10 protein-coding genes are annotated in these 16,520 nt (G+C 59.5%); 6 read left to right on the top strand and 4 right to left on the bottom strand.

Annotated elements, in window-relative coordinates; translation table 11 throughout:
- Window positions 1–6: 6 nt before the first annotated feature.
- Window positions 7–1,734 (top strand): 4-hydroxy-3-methylbut-2-enyl diphosphate reductase, encoded by a 1,728-nt coding sequence (gene ispH / locus QNK41_RS06170; RefSeq protein WP_319254835.1) that lies wholly within the window; start codon window positions 7–9, stop codon window positions 1,732–1,734.
- A gap of 28 nt (window positions 1,735–1,762) precedes the next feature.
- Window positions 1,763–4,231: a helix-turn-helix domain-containing protein gene (locus tag QNK41_RS06165; RefSeq protein ID WP_319254833.1), complete on the top strand. Its 2,469-nt coding sequence runs from the start codon at window positions 1,763–1,765 to the stop codon at window positions 4,229–4,231.
- A gap of 7 nt (window positions 4,232–4,238) precedes the next feature.
- On the opposite strand, the gene QNK41_RS06160 is transcribed toward QNK41_RS06165, so the two are convergent.
- A complete protein-coding gene (locus tag QNK41_RS06160; protein WP_319254831.1) occupies window positions 4,239–5,270 on the bottom strand; it encodes a molybdopterin-binding protein in 1,032 nt (343 codons plus the stop codon).
- A gap of 12 nt (window positions 5,271–5,282) precedes the next feature.
- Window positions 5,283–5,975: an FmdE family protein gene (locus QNK41_RS06155; RefSeq protein ID WP_319254829.1), complete on the bottom strand. Its 693-nt coding sequence runs from the start codon at window positions 5,973–5,975 to the stop codon at window positions 5,283–5,285.
- Between the two features lie 470 nt (window positions 5,976–6,445).
- Here QNK41_RS06155 and QNK41_RS06150 point away from each other — a divergent pair, with 470 nt between their 5' ends.
- Window positions 6,446–6,763 (top strand): carboxymuconolactone decarboxylase family protein, encoded by a 318-nt coding sequence (locus QNK41_RS06150; RefSeq protein WP_319254827.1) that lies wholly within the window; start codon window positions 6,446–6,448, stop codon window positions 6,761–6,763.
- Between the two features lie 23 nt (window positions 6,764–6,786).
- Here QNK41_RS06150 and QNK41_RS06145 read toward each other — a convergent pair whose 3' ends face one another.
- Window positions 6,787–8,952, bottom strand: coding sequence for a DEAD/DEAH box helicase (locus QNK41_RS06145; protein ID WP_319254825.1), 2,166 nt, complete (start codon window positions 8,950–8,952; stop codon window positions 6,787–6,789).
- Window positions 8,953–8,956: 4 nt separating this feature from the next.
- The gene (locus QNK41_RS06140) at window positions 8,957–9,712 is read right to left on the bottom strand and encodes a carbon monoxide dehydrogenase accessory protein CooC (RefSeq protein WP_319254823.1); all 756 of its coding nucleotides are present in this window, start codon (window positions 9,710–9,712) and stop codon (window positions 8,957–8,959) included.
- A 299-nt stretch (window positions 9,713–10,011) separates the two neighbouring features.
- Between QNK41_RS06140 and QNK41_RS06135 the strand changes: the two genes are divergently transcribed.
- The 3 genes from QNK41_RS06135 to QNK41_RS06125 all read left to right on the top strand — a co-directional run bounded on the left by QNK41_RS06135 (window position 10,012) and on the right by QNK41_RS06125 (window position 16,409).
- Entirely contained in the window at window positions 10,012–11,124 is a 1,113-nt protein-coding gene (locus QNK41_RS06135; protein ID WP_319254822.1) for an efflux RND transporter periplasmic adaptor subunit, read from the top strand.
- A gap of 108 nt (window positions 11,125–11,232) precedes the next feature.
- Window positions 11,233–14,391, top strand: a complete 3,159-nt coding sequence (locus tag QNK41_RS06130) for an efflux RND transporter permease subunit (RefSeq protein ID WP_319254819.1) — start codon at window positions 11,233–11,235, stop codon at window positions 14,389–14,391.
- Window positions 14,392–14,444: 53 nt separating this feature from the next.
- Window positions 14,445–16,409, top strand: a complete 1,965-nt coding sequence (locus tag QNK41_RS06125; protein WP_319254817.1) for a peptidase U32 family protein — start codon at window positions 14,445–14,447, stop codon at window positions 16,407–16,409.
- The last annotated feature ends 111 nt before the right edge of the window (window positions 16,410–16,520 follow it).

Raw genomic sequence — 16,520 nt, 5'->3', positions numbered from 1 at the left:
TTATAGATGAAGATCGAGATCGCCAAAACCGCCGGTTTCTGCATGGGGGTGAGACGGGCAGTGGAACTGGCCCTGGATGCACCGGGCAAATACGCTGAGCCCATTTACACCTACGGCCCCCTGATCCACAATCCCCAGGTCCTCTCCCTGTTTAAGAAAAAAGGGATCACTGTCCTGAAAACGATTCCGCAACGGGGGACCGGCACCGTTCTGGTGAGGGCACACGGTGTACCCCCCGAGGACAAGCAGCGGCTCAAGGATGCTGGATTTAAGGTGGTGGATGCCACCTGCCCGCGAGTCATCCGCGTACAGACCATCATTCGGGTTCATGCCCGGAAAGGCTTTGCCACCATAATCGTCGGCGACCGGGACCACCCTGAAGTGGTGGGGCTGGTGGGGTATGCCGGACCGTCGGGAAACGTGGTCAGCACCATGGCGGACGTCGCAGCCTTGCCGGCTTTCGACCAGGCCATCATCGTGGCTCAGACCACCCAGAACATGAAGCTTTACGAGCAGGTGAAAGCCTGGGCTGCCGATAACTTCCCCCATTACAAGACCTTTGATACCGTCTGTGATTCGACGGAAAAACGGCAGGCAGAGGTCAAACAGCTGGCTGATCGCGTAGACGCCGTTATCGTCGTGGGGGGAAAGGAGAGCGGTAATACCCGACGACTGGCTGAGATTGCCGGGGAGACCGGCAAGCCGGCCTTCCTCATGGAAACTGAAGCTGAGCTGGAATCCTGCTGCCTGGACAGGGTCGACCGGGTGGGGATTGCCGCCGGGGCGTCAACGCCCAACTGGATCATAAAACGGGTATTCCGGGAACTGGAAAAGCTGCCGGCCAAGCGGCAATCGAGCGTCGTCAGGACCCTTTTCAGCACGATTCAGACCCTCTTGCTGACCAATGTTTACGTGGCCGTGGGTGCCGGATGCCTCTGCTTTGCCTGCACACGGCTGTTGGGGCTGACCACTGCCCTTGCCCCGGTGGCCGTGGCCATGCTTTACGTGCTCTCCATGCATCTGCTCAATCACCTCACCGGCACGGCCGAAGATGAATACAACGATCCGGAGCGGGCCCGGTTTTATGAGCGGCGCCGGCGACTGTTGTCTGTCCTGGCCGTCGCTGCCGGCGGCCTGGGGATCCTGTGTGCATCGGCTATGGGGCCTGCCGCCTTCGCGATCCTGCTGATCATGAGTCTGCTGGGCCTCTCCTACAACCTGTATCTGTTGCCCGACAGCTTAGGGTTCAAGTTTCGGCGGATAAAGGATGTTCCCGGTTCAAAAACATTTCTTATCGCCGTGGCCTGGGGGGTGGTGGTGGCCCTGCTGCCCGGGATCACGGGCAAGGGAACCCTGACGGTCCCTATCGGGGGCGTGTTCGTCTGGGCTACCGCCCTGGTGTTCGCCCGTACCGCCTTTTTTGACCTGTTGGATGTTCAGGGCGATCGCATCATGGGCAAGGAAACCCTGCCGATCCTGCTGGGGAAACGAAAAACAGCGGTTCTGCTGAAAGGAACCTTGGTCGGCTGCATGATTCTGATTGCCGCCGGGTCGGCCATCGGCCTGGTTTCCGGGCTTGGTTTTTTCCTGACCCTATGCCCGGCGGCCATGCTCATGTTGGTCAGTGCCTATGAAAACGGGCAGATGCTGCCCAGCATGCGCCTGGAGTTTCTGGTGGAAAGCCTGCTTTTGTCTTCCGGGGCGATCACCCTGCTGTGGATATGGGCTTTATGAAGTCTAATGTACCCGCGAGATCATCACCATGAAGACCGCGAATCGTGAACTGAAACTTGCCGCTGAATTTATCCGGGACACCGGCTGCAATCTTTTCCTGACCGGCAGAGCCGGAACGGGCAAGACGACCTTTCTCCACACATTAAAAAAAGAGAGTCCCAAACGGCTGGTTGTCACGGCGCCTACCGGTGTTGCCGCCATCAACGCCGGTGGCGTTACCCTTCACTCGTTTTTCCAGCTTCCCTTCGGGCCGTTTCTGCCGGGCAGTGAAACGGTGCGCCACCAGTATCGGTTCAGCAAGGAAAAGATCCACATCATCAGGAACTTAGACCTGCTGGTGATCGATGAGATAAGTATGGTGCGGGCCGACTTGCTGGATGGCGTGGATAGCGTCCTGCGCCGATATCGTCGCGGCAATTTGCCGTTCGGCGGTGTGCAGTTGCTGATGATCGGCGATTTGTTCCAGCTGCCACCGGTGGTAAAGGAAGAGGAGTGGGGACTCTTGCACGCGGCCTATGCGTCACCCTATTTTTTCAGCAGCACCGCCCTGGGCAACACCGAAATGGTGACCATTGAGTTGCAGCATATTTATCGCCAGGCGGACAGCCATTTTATCGACCTGCTCAACCGTGTCCGCGGCAACCGGCTCGACCAGGCCGCGTTAAAGGAACTCAATGCCCGCCATATCGCTGATTTTACACCCACCGCTGGCGACGGTTATATCACACTCGGCACCCATAACCGGATCGCCGATACCATCAATGGTTCCAGACTCGGGGCGCTGCCGCAGCAGGTCCACACGTTCGAGGCCGAAATTGAGGGAGACTTTCCGGAACACACTTACCCGACCGCCGCCACCCTCGATCTGAAGACGGGCGCGCAGGTGATGTTCGTTCGCAATGACAGTTCACCTGAAAAACGCTACTTCAATGGAAAAATCGGTACGATTACGCGGTTCACGGACACGGATATCCGGATACGGTGCCCTGGCGATTCAGAAGAGATCGCGGTCGAGCCGGCAACCTGGGATAACATCGACTATACGCTCGACCAGAAAACACTCGAAATTACTGAAAACAGGATCGGTGCCTTCAGACAATACCCGCTAAGGCTGGCCTGGGCCATCACCATCCACAAGAGCCAGGGGCTTACCTTTGACAGGGCCATCATCGACGCCAAGGCCGCCTTTGCCTATGGACAGGTATACGTGGCACTCAGCCGTTGTCGGACCTTTGAAGGGATGGTGCTCTCCACCCCGCTTTCACTGGCGGCAATCAAAACCGATCCGGCTGTACTCGCTTTCAGCGTGGAGACGAAGCAGAACCTCCCTTCCACGGGTCAACTCAAAGCGGCTAAAATCCGTTACCAGCAGCAGGTGCTGCTGGCGTGTTTTGACTTTCAGCTGTTGCGCGCCTGTTTGCACCGCATGGTATCATTGCTGCTGGAAAACGCTGGGTTGATCCGTGTTTCCGGCGGTGACCCTATCCGCGAACTGCAGAAACAGACCGAGGACGAGGTCTGCACCGTCGGCGATAATTTCCTCCGCCAGCTGCGGGGTCTCTTCTCATCCTCCACGTTGCCGGCGTCCGATGCACTCGTGCTGGAGCGGGTTGCCAAGGCATCGGCATACTTCCAGGAGAAAATTGCAGCGGGGCTTGGTCGTCAGCTTGCCTGTCTGCAAATTGATACGGACAACAAGGCGCTTCGAAAAAAGGTGAACTATGTCCTCAACCGTTTGCAGGAGGAGACCGTGGTCAAACTGGCCGCGGTGCAAAGCTGCGAAGACGGTTTTTCGCCTTCACGCTACTTGCGGGCCGTTTCGGCCGCCGGAATCGACAGTGGGAAGAAAAAGGAGAAAATTGAATCGATCACCTATGGTGAAGCCGATATTGCTCATCCTGAGTTGTTTCAGGCATTGAAAGACTGGCGCAGCCGCAAGGCGGACGAGGAAGGCATTGCCCCTTACCGGGTCCTGCACCAGCGGACCCTGATCCAGATAGCCGTCAACCTGCCTGACACGCCGGCGGCCCTTAAAGGGGTCAAGGGCATCGGTAATCGGTTGATGGAAAGGTACGGGCAGGAGCTTGTCGCCACGGTTGGTGCCTACCGCCGGAAATACCAGATTAAGGCGGTGACCCTGCCTACAGGAGCACCGGAAGCGCCGCCACCCAGGAAGCCAAAGCCAAAAGCACCCCGGATCGACACCCGTCAGATCAGTCTCGAGCTGTTTGAGAAGGGGATGACCCTTGCACAAGTCGCCGAGGAGCGGGGATTGGTGCTTGCCACCATCGAGGGACATATGGCCCATTGGGTGGAAAGCGGAAAAGTCGCCATTGACCTGCTTTTGCCACCCGAAAAGCGGCAAACGATCGAACAGGAACTGTCACGATTGCAGGGAAAACCGTTTGGTCAAATCAAGCACGCCCTGGGCGCTGATGTCTCCTTTGGGGAGATAAAACTGGTGCAGGCGCATCGCAAACACCTCGAGCCTTCCTGATGACAGGTCAGCTCCCTTTCCCAAACGGGCAGTGGGGATAGACGCACGCTTCGCAATCGCGGCAGAGTCCGCCATGCCCGAGAAACGCCAGTTCTTTCTTCCCGATATGCTCACCGGTCAATATTCTGGGAAGAATCAGATCCAGTACGGTGATGCGGTGATGGAGTCCACATGCCGGTACCCCCAACAAAGGAATTTCACGGATGTAAGCGGTCATAAACATGGCGCCGGGCAGGGCCGCCGCACCATAGTGGACCTCTTGGCCTCCTGCCATGGCGATGCCTTTGCGGGTCACATCATCCGGGTCCACACTCATCCCGCCGCTCAGGAGGATCAAATCACAACCGTCGGCCAGGTGGTCTTCGATCGCCGTTCGAATGATTTCAGGGTCATCGGGAACCCATGTCACCCCGGCCACGTCAGACCCGAGCGTCTCGATTTTCTCCCTTAAAATCGGTGCGAATTTGTCTTCGATCAGCCCGTCGAATACTTCACTCCCGGTGACCACCACACCTGCCCGGGCTTTTTTGAGGGCACGTACATTCAAAACCCCTCCATTCCGGCCGGCAATGGCTACGGCCCGCTCGATGGGAGCCCGCTTCATCACAAGGGGAATGGCGCGTGTTGCCGCCACCATCTCGCCTTTTTCCACCAGGGTGTGGTTGTGAATCGTGGCGCACATCACCTCGTCGACCATATTGAAAGCCGCCAGGGCTGCAAAGTCCACGGTACACAATCCGTCATGTTGCGCATGGAGACTGATCTTGCCCTCTTTAGGGGTATCCTCCCAGACGATCCCTTCCCCGGACAGGCTTTTGGCCAGGATCGAAGCGGCCTGGTTCTCGTGGATTTCATCTTCATCGAGATCGATCAGGTAGAGATGATTCTTCCCCAGTTTCTGCAATCGGCAAATATCTTCATCACAGACCGTATGGCCTTTCATGAACGCCGGCCCCTTGAACTCACCTGGCCGAATTTCCGTAATATCGTGGGCCAGTTTAGTCCCCACAGAATCGTTTACCCCGATTTTTTTCAACACAGCCTGGTCTCCTTACTTGATGTCCACCGACGATCCTGCCGGTTCATGTGCAGATTGGGTGCTGGATGGGTTGTCTTGATTTCTGCAGGGTGACCACCCCATATCGTGCCACGCGATGTCCCGGGCATGCGTAAAATAGGATCGGTCGGTGCAAGGCTTACAGACCGGATTGCCCTGCAGGAGAATTTCTCTGGCATCCCGGATCATCTGGCCGCAGCGGCTGCAGGCCACTTTTCGCCGTGTCGGGCCGGGCAAGTCAAATTCATCGATTTTTACGCGGACCTTCTGGACTCGGAACAGGACGCTGTCCGGCATTCGTTTATAAGCGGCAATCTGCCGTTCGGACTTGGTGGCGAATTCGGGTGCGTAAACCTGCGCGAGATCCCTTGACTCCTCCGTGGACAATACCCGGAAGGAATCCCCGGTATCCAGATTCATGAAGGTTGCGGCCATAATGCCATAATCGACAAACTTGAGACTCCGTCGCCCAAGTTTCACGCCAGTGACATGGGCAACGGCATCTGCCGTGCAGCGGTCCATCTCCACATAAACCAGGAGCTTTTTAATCTGATCGATCCGTTTGGGCTGATCCATCCCGATCAATCGACACCCTAAAATCGCCATCCGCACACCCACCACCTGCCCCGGACAGAGGTGCCCGTGTTCGGCGGCACAGGACTCGAGCAATGGTTGGAAGCTGTCCATGATCGATTCTCCTGGATGTTTCGTATCCGGATTTCATGGGGTGGGCGATGACGATGTGTTAGCAATAACATAAACCCGGGTAGATGTACCTGATTTTTTCGATCGACGGGGTAAATTCCAGAAAAGGTTCTTTTTATCTGCTCAGGGGTTAGTTTTTTATCCGTGTTCTGGGCATTTTTCGTCCATCTGGTTATCGTCTTTCAAAATCAAGGACTGCCTGTCCGACCGTTCTGGAACAGCCCATGGATGGACCCACGGATTCTGGCATCGGCCTTCGCAGCGGGCCCGGCACTGATTATGGAACAGCGATTCGGCAGCCAGTGAGATTTATGCTGCCCTGACCTGCCCTGAGATCTTCAGGCCGGTCCGCTGTAATTCCCGCACTTGCACAGGGGGTCTGAATCCGGGATAGCTCTGGATAGAACCTTTAGCACGGGCTTCCTGCCACCCTGAAAACAAAAGGAGCGTTCATGTATCTGCCGAAGGTTTACAAAAACTTTCAGGACCATTTTCCGGAAGTGTTCAAGGATTTTAAGCGACTCGGGATATCCACCAGGCAAGCGGGGGCCCTTGATGAGAAAATCCAGAACCTGGTGAAACTGGGTATTGCCGTGGGCGCCAACTCGCGGGGGGGGGGCATGTCAAATACCCGCAAAGCCATGGCTGCCGGTGCAACGGCCGAAGCGGTCAGGCACGCCGTACTTCTGGCCATGACCACGACCGGATTCCCCAATACGATCGCGGCAATTAGCTGGGTGGAAGAGGTGTTGTCCGGAGCTGAGTACTGACCCGTAGGCAACCCTGATCAACGCTACAGATCCACTTCACCCTCATCCGTTCCTTCCACCACCGGCTCTTTCATAATCAGGCCGATGGCTTCGCGGGCCGTGGCAGCGGCTTCGGGAAAGACATCCACCAGATTGGCGGTGTGGCGCAGGTTGTCGGCGGTGCGCATCATCAGCATCGCCAGGTTGCCTTCGGCCATGCCGTATTCCTTGATGATATTTTCCCACGGATATCCCGATGCCCAGGCATGGGTCATGGCGGCGGGCCGCAGGTAGAACTGGCGCACGTCGAAGCCACGGGATTTCATGTGGCGGGCGAATCCGGTCAGTTTTTTCTGGATGCGTCCCACCGTGCGTTTGAGCCGGTTGGGTACCAGGCGTCCCTCCATTCGGTCATCGGTTTCCCTTTCGTTGACCATGCAGGCGAACACCCCGGCCATCTGGGCCGCATCCCCGTTCGGCAGCAGCCCCTGTCGCAGGCATTCGGCCACGATCAGGGGTTGGTCCACCCGCAGCTGGGATGCCCAGATTCCGTCTCCGGTGAGGCGGTCTTCACCGTCTACAAATCCGGTCTCCTTGAGAAAATCCAGGTGTCGTAGAAAATCTTCCCACAGGACTTCGTGAACATTGGCCATGCGGCTTTTCTGGCGGCTGTCCTCGGCTTTGGTAATCAGCAGCCAGGTGGCGAATGATCGCTTGAGCAGCTCTTCGATCTGGGCCGGGGTGTGGGAGAGCAGCAGGTTGAGGACCATTGAGAAGTTGATGCGGATGCGGCTGACCACCTTTCCCGGCCGGGACGCGAGCAGGCGAGCCACTAATCGCAGGTCCATGTAGCGGCCGGGAACGGCCAGGCCAAAGCCGATCTTGTCCATGCCCCGGCGGCCGGCCCGGCCGGTCATTTGGTGAAGCTGGGTGGCGTCCAGGGGAATGAATTCGGTGCCGTTGAAGCGGTCCGAGTTGAAAAACACCATGGTCCGTGCCGGAAAATTGACACCGGCGGCGACGGTGGAGGTGGCGAAGACGGCGGTCAGCAGGCCTTCGCTCATCAGATGTTCGACCACCAGCTTCCAGCCGGGAAGATGGCCGCTGTGGTGGGCGCCTACGCCGGCCTGCTCCAGATGAATGCGCTGACGATGCTGGGCCAGGTGCGGTGAATTCTCGGTGAGCGTTCGAACCCGATCAAAAATTTGCGCCTTTTTCTCGTCGGTCAGGTGGACGGCCCCATGGCACAGGTTCAGAGCGGCGTCGCAGTCACTGCGGGATTTTAAAAAGAAGATGGCCGGCAGCAGGTCATAGGTTTTGAGCACCCTTAGAATATCGCCAAAGGGGGGAAGGCCGAGGCGTCGGGGCAGTTCCTGTTGCTTTTTCCCACCGGCTATACTCTCAACCTTTTTGTGAAGTGCGTTGGCCCCCCGTGCGCCCTTGACGGTCAGGGGCAGCAGGGTGCCCGATGGATGCAACACCATCGGATAGAGCGGCACGGGCCGCTGGGTTTCGGCCACCACCCGGCAGGGGCGGCCGCGAATGGTCGTCAGCCAGTCGGCGATGGCGCTTGCATTGCCCACCGTTGCCGACAGCATCAGCAGGGGGATGCGCGGGGGCAGGTAGATCATGGTCTCCTCCCACACCACGCCGCGTTCCTCGTCTCCCAGAAAATGGGCCTCGTCGAGCACCACAAGGTCCGTGTTGAGCGAAACGCCCTGGTGCATGGCATCGTAGAGCTGGTTTCTCAGGATTTCGGTGGTGCCGACGATGATGGGCGCATCGGGGCTCTCTTTGCGGTCGCCGGTGAGAATGCCCACATTTTCAGGGCCGAAGATTCCGGAAAACTCGATGAGTTTTGAGTTGGTGAGGGCCTTGAGCGGCGAGGCGTACCACGCCCGCCCGCCCTTTTCAAAGGTGCGCCGGATGGCCTGGACGGCGATCCAGGTTTTGCCGGCGCCGGTGGGGGCGGTCACCAGGCAGTCGGATTCGGCCATGACCGCCACGGCCTCGGTCTGGAACCGGTCCGGCTTGAAGGGCTTGTCCTTTGGAATGCCGATGCCGGAAAAGACGGCTTTGAGCTGTGGATCGGCCCCGGGGGAGAGCTGCGTGCGGCGGTCCGCCCGGCGGTTTTGTCGGTTGCCCGTTGGCTTTCGTCGCGACGGATATCGGCGGCGCCCCTGGGTGGCGCCCTTGGCTGGTTTGTTCATCCGGCTATAGCTTGTCGATGATGCCGGCCACGACCTGCTTGGCCGTGGTTGCCGTGTCATAGGGAGAGGCGCCGGAAAGATCGGCTTCGATGAGTGTGTCGTCGTAAGGAAGAAATCCCAAAAATTCGAAGTCGGGCAGGTGCTTGCGCAAGAATTCCTCATCCTTGGGGCTGCGGATCTTGTTGCCCACCACGGCAACGTGATCCAGCCGGATCTCGGCGGCCAGGCGCCGGATGTGCTCGGCCGTGTCGATGCTGCGGCGACCCGGCTCGACCACCACGATCAGTTTGTCCACGGCCTGGGCCGTGGCCCGCCCCAGGTGTTCGATGCCCGCTTCCATGTCCATGATCACCACTTCGTTGCGTCCCAGCACCACATGAGTCACTAAGGCCTTGAGAAGGGTGGATTCCGGGCACAGGCAGCCGGCGCCGCCCTTTTTTACGCTGCCAAGGCGCATGAGTTTGATGTTGTCCAGCCGGACGGAAAGGGTGTCGGGGATGTCGTCCACCTTGGGGTTCAGTTTGAAGAACCCACCGATGGTGCCGGGCTGGGCGCCGGTGCGCTCGAAAATCAGCTCTTTCATTTCGGCGATGGGGGTGACCTTGTCGGCGTCGGCAATGCCCAGGGCCGCCGCCAGGTTGGCGTCCGGGTCCGCATCGATGGCCAGGACCTTTATGCCCCGGTCGCTCAACGTCCTCGCCAGAAGAGAAGAAAATGTCGTTTTACCCACGCCTCCTTTGCCGCTGACTGCCAGTTTCATTTGCCTAATCCTTTCGTGCACCCGCAGGCGCGTTTATTGTCATGCATGGCCACTAATATAAGACCGGTTGCCGGATCAGCAAGGGGCGGGGTTGACACTTGGCGCATGGAACGCGGGCCGCCGCTGGCGGGCACAAACGCGTCGCTTGAACGCCTGGGACCTGCAGGTCCCGAACCTTGATCTTGACCGGTATCCCTAATTGAGGATATACCCTGTTGAGTATTCTGAAAGATGCCCTTTTGACAGCCTTGTCTCATCGATCTCAAACGATTTCTCCAATTCTCGGAGAGGACGGTTAAATGATCCCGACGACGACCCTGCGACGGTTTATTTTTCTGCTGGCCGCCACATTGGCCCTTCCGGTGGCGGGACTCGCCCAGGATAAATCAGGAGCGGCAGCCAAAAGGCCGCCATCACCGGTGACCGTGCTGTCGGTGGTGGAAAAGCGTGTATCCCGGCAAGTGACTCTGGTGGGCAGTGCAGATGCCGTGGCGACCAGCGTGGTGGCAGCCGAGGCGGGCGGTGTGGTGGCAGTGTTTCCGGCCAAGGAGGGTCGGCGGGTTAAAACGGGCGACCTGCTGGTGCGGTTAAAAACACGGGAGCAGGCCTTGGAACTCAAAGGACGTGTGGCCGAGCGGGAGCGGATCAAGGCCAACCTGGAAAATGCGCAGAAGGAGCTGGAACGGGTGGGGCGCCTGCGGCAGAACAACAGCATTTCCCAGCGTACCTACGATGACGCCCTCTATTCCCACCGAGCCATGTCCCAGGCGCTGCTGGTGGCCGAATCCCAGATCGAGACCCTGGCCTATCGCATCGAACAGAAAACGGTCGTCGCGCCATTTGACGGGTTTGTGGCTGCCGAGCACACCCAGGTCGGACAGTGGATCCAGCCTGGCGGGCCGGTGGTCACGCTGGTGGACATCTCCCGGGTCCGGGTCGTCGTGGATGTTCCCGAACGCTATGCGGTGCAATTGCAACCGGATGGGCGGGTGCAGGTGACGGTGACCAGCCTGGCCGAGGATGGGCGGGAAGGAAAGATCGATGCCATTTTACCCAGAGGGGACGCCATGACCCGGACCTTTCCCGTACGGGTGATTTTGGACAACCCCGGATTCACCATCAAAGCCGGCATGGAGGCGGTGGTCACGTTTGATCTGTCCGAGCGTTTCAGAGCGCTGATGGTCCCCAAGGATGCGGTCGTGACGGCCGGGGATCGATCCATCGTCTACCGGGTGAACGATGGCAAGGCGTTTCCGGTATCGGTGACGATCCAAGGATACCATGACGGTCTGGCTGCCGTTACCGGTGACCTGGCAGCCGGGGACCTGCTGGTGGTTCGGGGCAACGAGCGGCTTATGCCGGGCCAGGAGGTGGCCGTACTTGAGGACAGAGGACTGAGGACAGAGGACTGAGGACTGAGGACTGAGGACTGAGGACTGAGGACTGAACTCAGACTTCGGACTTTGGTCATCCGACCTCTGACCTCGGTCAAGCCGGCCTCCGACATCGGACATCCGATCATGAAGCTAGTCGATCTATCCATTAAAAAACCGGTAACGGTTTCGGTAGGCGCAATCCTGTTGCTGCTCTTCGGTTTCCTGGCACTGCTGCGGATTCCCATTCAGCTGACGCCCAACGTGGATCTGCCGGAAGTTTCCATCCAGACCACCTGGACCGGCGCCAGTCCTGAAGAGGTGGAGCGCGAGGTCACCGAAGTCCAGGAAAAGGAGTTGAAAAGTTTAAACGGCCTCACCGAGATCAAGAGCGAGAGCCAGGACGGCCTGAGCTACATCAGCCTGGAATTCGAGATCGGCACGGATATCGACGAAGCCCTGCTGCGGGTCTCCAACAAGATGGAGCAGGTGAAAAGCTACCCGGACAACGTGGACCGGCCCATCATCAAGTCCGGCGGCCGTTTCGAAAAAGCCATCGCCTGGATGGTGCTCATGGCCGAAGACGGCTATCGGGGAAACCTGGAAGAGGAGTACGATTTTCTCGACGAAGATGTCCAGCCCTGGTTGGAACGGCTTCCCGGCATCTCTTCGGTCAACATCCACGGCGGCAAAAAACGCGAGATGCAGGTGGTGGTGGATGTGGAGGCCATGGCTTCCCGAAGGATCACGGTGCCGGACCTGATCCGCGCCCTGAGGGTGGAGAACAAGACCATCAGCGCCGGCGACTTTGACGAGGGCAAACGCCGGTATATCGCCCGTACCGTGGGTGAGTACCAGAGCCCCGAAGACGTGGCCAACGTGATTATCCGGCGGGTGGAGGGCATCCCCGTGGCGGTCAAAGACGTGGCCACTGTCCGTCTGGGCCATGAAACGCCAGCTGTGGTGGTGCGCCATGACGGCGTGACCACCATTGTCATGAGCGCCGTGCGGGAGCCGGGCACCAACGTGCTGCTGGTCATGGACCGCCTGAAGACCGCCCTGGCCGAACTCAATGGCGGCATCCTCAAAGACCGTCACCTGTCCATCGAACAGGTTTACGACGAGACCACCTACATCTACGACGCCATCAACCTGGTCAAGAAAAACCTGCTGGTGGGATCGATCCTGGCAGTTATGGTGCTGTTGCTGTTTCTGCGCAACATCGCCGGGACAGTGGTGGTCTCCGCCGCCATTCCCGTCAGCGTGGTGGGTACCTTCCTCTTCATGACCCTGGCCGGCCGCAACATCAACGTGGTCAGTCTGGCCGGCCTGAGTTTTGCCGTGGGCATGGTCGTGGACAACTCGATCGTGGTGTTCGAGAATATCTTCCGCCACCGGGAGATGGGCAAAGGCCGTGTCCAGGCCGCCTATGATGGCACCACCGAGGTGTGGGGCGCGGTGCTGGCCAGCACCCTGACCACCATCGCGGTATTTCTGCCCATCGTGTTTGTGGAGGAGGAGGCCGGCCAGCTGTTTCGCGACATCGCCATCGCCATTTCTAGTGCCGTCGCCCTGAGCCTGCTGATTTCCATTACCGGCATTCCCACCCTTTGCGCACTGATCCTGGGCCGTGTGGAGAAAAAAACGCCGGAAAAAAGCAAGCGGATGTTTTCGGCCACCCGGGTGGCCGGCGGGTTTGTCTCGGCCCTGGTCGGATTTGTGGACTGGATGTGCGGCCGGGTGTGGTCGCGCGTTGTGGTTGCCGTCGTCCTGGTGGTCCTGGCCGTGGTGCTGATCGTCAACCTGGTCCCCAAAACCGAGTACCTGCCCACGGGCAACCGCGAACTGCTCTTCGGTATCCTGATTCCGCCGCCTGGGTACAACATCGATGAATTCGCCGCCATCGCCCGAACCGTAGAAGCGGACATCCTGCCCCTGGTAAACCGGGACGGTATCAGCCAAGCGGCCGAGAAGTTGAATCTGCCCACCGTGAAGAATTTTTTTTACGTGGCCTTTCGCCAGCAGATCTTCATGGGTGTGGTTTCCCGGGAGGCCGAGCGCACTGCCGAACTGATCCCCTACGTCTACCGAACGCTGGGAAAAGTTCCCGGTATGATTCCCATCGTCTACCAGGCCGGACTGTTTACCCGGGGACTGGGCAGCGGCCGATCCATCGACATCGACCTCAAGGGCCCGGACCTGCCGCGGCTGATTGCCCTGGGCCGGCAGATCTACGGCATGACGGCAGCCGCCATACCCGGCGCACAGATCCGTCCCATCCCAGGTCTGGACCTGGGAAACCCGGAGCTGCGCATCACGCCCAACCGGGACCGGCTCACCCGGCTGGGTATCAGTACGACCGACCTTGGCACCACCGTGGATGCCCTGGTGGGAGGTGCCAAAGCAGGTGCCTACCGCCTCTACGGTGACGAGATCGACCTGGTGGTCAAAAGCCGGGAGGACCGACTGGCGCGGATCCAGGACCTGGAAGCCTTTCCCGTGGCCTCGCCATTGGGCGGCAAGGTGCTGCTGGGTTCGGTGGCCGACATCCAACTGACCGAGGGCCCCACGCAGATCAACCACATCGACACCCAGCGGGCCATTACCATCCAGGTGAACCCCCCGGCCGACATCTCCCTGGAGGCGGCCATGGAAACCATTGCCCGTCAGGTGATCGAACCCGTCAAGGCCCAGGCCCAGCTGGGTAGCCTCTACCGCATCGATCTGGGCGGTACGGCAGACCAGCTCACCCGCACCCGCGAGGCCCTCGTCTGGAACCTGGTCCTGGCCGTGGCCATTTGCTACCTGCTCATGAGCGCGCTGTTCGAGAACTTTCTCTACCCTCTGATCATCCTGTTCAGCGTCCCCCTGGCCGCTGCCGGTGGGTTCCTGGGGATTTTCCTGGTGAACCGGTTCATAGCGCCCCAACCGCTGGATATTCTAACCATGCTGGGGTTTGTCATCCTGGTGGGCATCGTGGTCAACAACGCTATCCTGATCGTCCACCAGAGCCTCAACAACATTCGGGAGCAGGCCATGGATGTGCGACGGGCCATCACCGAATCGGTGCGTTCGCGCATTCGGCCCATCTACATGAGCAGCATCACCACGGTGTTCGGCATGCTTCCCCTGGTGCTTTTTCCCGGCGCCGGCTCCGAGTTCTACCGGGGGCTGGGCGGCGTGGTTGTCGGCGGTCTGCTGATTTCCACCATATTCACAATTTTTCTCATCCCCGCCATTCTGAGCCTGACCATGGATACGGTGGCGGCCTTGAAGCGGATGTTTCGAAATTCGGAGCATGCTTAACGCCAGTCCCGAAACCTTATGGCAATCGAGAGCCACAGATAGTATACTGAGATATGAACCCTGATAACCAACCGGCCATTCTGGCCCCTGCCGGCAACCGCGCCGCTTTTCTGGCGGCACTGGCTGCCGGAGCCGATGCTGTGTACTGCGGCCTCAAAAGCATGTCGGCGCGCATGGGGGCCAAGAATTTTTCACCCGTGGAGCTGGCTCAGCTGGTCGGGCTGGCCCACGATCGGGGGGTGAAGGTCTACGTCACCATCAATGCCCTGCTCAAACCCGACGAACTCGATCGGACCGGCCAGCTGATTGATGACCTGCAGCGCCATGTACACCCCGATGCCCTGATCGTCCAGGACCTGGGGGTTGTCGCCCTGGCCCGCCAGGCGGGGTTCGATGGTGAAATCCACCTGTCGACCCTGGCCAACGTCAGCTTCCCCAAGGCCCTGGGGTTTATTGCCCAAACCCTTGCGGTCGACCGGGTGGTGGTTCCCAGGGAGCTTTCCATCGACGAAATCAAGGCCATGGCTGGTGCCTGCCCCAAATCCCTGGGCCTGGAATCCTTCATTCACGGTGCCCTTTGCTACGGGGTATCCGGCCGCTGCTATTGGAGCAGTTACATGGGGGGCAAAAGCGGGTTGCGCGGGCGCTGCGTCCAGCCTTGCCGCCGGCACTACCGCCAGGGCGGGAAGGCGGCAAGGGCCTTTTCCTGCCAAGATTTCTCCGTGGACGTGCTGACCAAGATTTTAGGGCAGGTGAAAAAAGTGCTCGCCTGGAAGATCGAGGGCCGCAAAAAAGGGCCGCACTATGTCTATTACACGGTGACCGCCTACCGCATGCTTCGGGATCAGGGCAATGACGCCCGAATAAAGCGCGACGCGCTGGACCTGTTGGCCCAGAGCCTGGGACGGGAAGCCACACACTACCAGTTTTTGCCCCAGCGACCGCAAAAGCCCATCGACACCCGGCGGCAGACCGCCTCTGGCCTGTTCATGGGCAAGGTGCAGGGTCCTGCCAAAAACCCATGGGTGGTGGTCCGGCAGGCTCTGCTGCCTGGAGACGTCCTGAGGGTGGGCTACGAAGACGAGACCGGCCATACCATCTGCCGGGTGAGCCGCCATGTGCCCCAAAAAGGTCGCTATCCCTTGAATTTGGGCGGTAAAAATGCACCCCGGCCCGGTGCACCGGTATTTCTCACCGACCGTCGGGAGAAGGCCCTGGAAGAGATGATGGCCGCTGTGGAGGCCACCGCCCGGCCGCCGGCGCCGATCATCTCCTCCCGCTTCACGGCGAAACTGCCCGGGCCGGCAGGCGACTCCCGCCGTCCCGTGGAGGTCCGCGTGAGTCGGCTGCCGGTCCGGGCGTCGGGCCGCAACCTTGTGGGTATGTGGCTATCGGAAGCGGCCGTGGCGAACATCGGTCGGTCGGCTGCCACCGACCTGTGGATCTGGCTGCCGCCGGTGGTCTGGCCGGACGATGAAGGACGGGTGGCCGGCCTGCTGAGACAGTGCCTTGAAAATGGGGCGCGCCAGTTTGTACTTAACACCCCCTGGCAGATGGCCCTGTTCAACCGCATCGAGGGACTGAGCCTGTGGGCGGGCCCATTCTGCAATACTGCCAATGCCCTCTGCCTGGAGACGCTCAAGACCCTGGGGTTCAGCGGCGCATTTGTCGGCCCGGAACTGGGCGAGACGGATATTCTCACCCTGTGCCGCCAGAGCCCGCTGCCGCTGGGCATCGTCCTTTCCGGTAACTGGCCCCTGTGCATTTCTCGAACGCTATCCGACGACATGCGGCTGCGCGTGCCTTTCGACAGCCCCCGGGGCGAGCAAGCCTGGGTGGACCAACACGGTCCGGACTACTGGATCTTCCCCAACTGGCGGTTGGACATCACTGAAAAGCGAATGGTTCTCCGGCAGGCCGGCATCCGGATGTTCGCCCACCTGGATGAACCGGTGCCGTCCACGGTGACTATCAAAAAACGTCCGGGGTTGTGGAACTGGAAGATTGGATTGCAGTGAGATAGAAGACAGAAATCGGGGACCGCGGACAGAATTCAGAGGATCGAAGACTGAGGGACCCATTCCGAATTGAGGAATTAGAGAAATTAAAGGATTGGAGAATAGTTGGCG

Source organism: Desulfosarcina sp. (genome assembly GCF_033791525.1).
Lineage (GTDB): Bacteria > Desulfobacterota > Desulfobacteria > Desulfobacterales > Desulfosarcinaceae > Desulfosarcina.
The sequence above is the reverse complement of the archived record's forward strand: the minus strand, read 5'-3'. Positions and strand labels throughout refer to the sequence as shown.

Bases quoted from the DNA above. Each gene is read 5' to 3' on its own strand.
- QNK41_RS06140 (WP_319254823.1), bottom strand. From the start codon at position 9,712: ATGAAACTGGCAGTCAGCGGCAAAGGAGGCGTGGGTAAAACGACATTT.
- ispH (WP_319254835.1), top strand. From the start codon at position 7: ATGAAGATCGAGATCGCCAAAACCGCCGGTTTCTGCATGGGGGTGAGA.
- QNK41_RS06150 (WP_319254827.1), top strand. From the start codon at position 6,446: ATGTATCTGCCGAAGGTTTACAAAAACTTTCAGGACCATTTTCCGGAA.
- QNK41_RS06155 (WP_319254829.1), bottom strand. From the start codon at position 5,975: ATGGACAGCTTCCAACCATTGCTCGAGTCCTGTGCCGCCGAACACGGG.
- QNK41_RS06130 (WP_319254819.1), top strand. From the start codon at position 11,233: ATGAAGCTAGTCGATCTATCCATTAAAAAACCGGTAACGGTTTCGGTA.
- QNK41_RS06165 (WP_319254833.1), top strand. From the start codon at position 1,763: ATGAAGACCGCGAATCGTGAACTGAAACTTGCCGCTGAATTTATCCGG.
- QNK41_RS06145 (WP_319254825.1), bottom strand. From the start codon at position 8,952: ATGAACAAACCAGCCAAGGGCGCCACCCAGGGGCGCCGCCGATATCCG.
- QNK41_RS06125 (WP_319254817.1), top strand. From the start codon at position 14,445: ATGAACCCTGATAACCAACCGGCCATTCTGGCCCCTGCCGGCAACCGC.
- QNK41_RS06135 (WP_319254822.1), top strand. From the start codon at position 10,012: ATGATCCCGACGACGACCCTGCGACGGTTTATTTTTCTGCTGGCCGCC.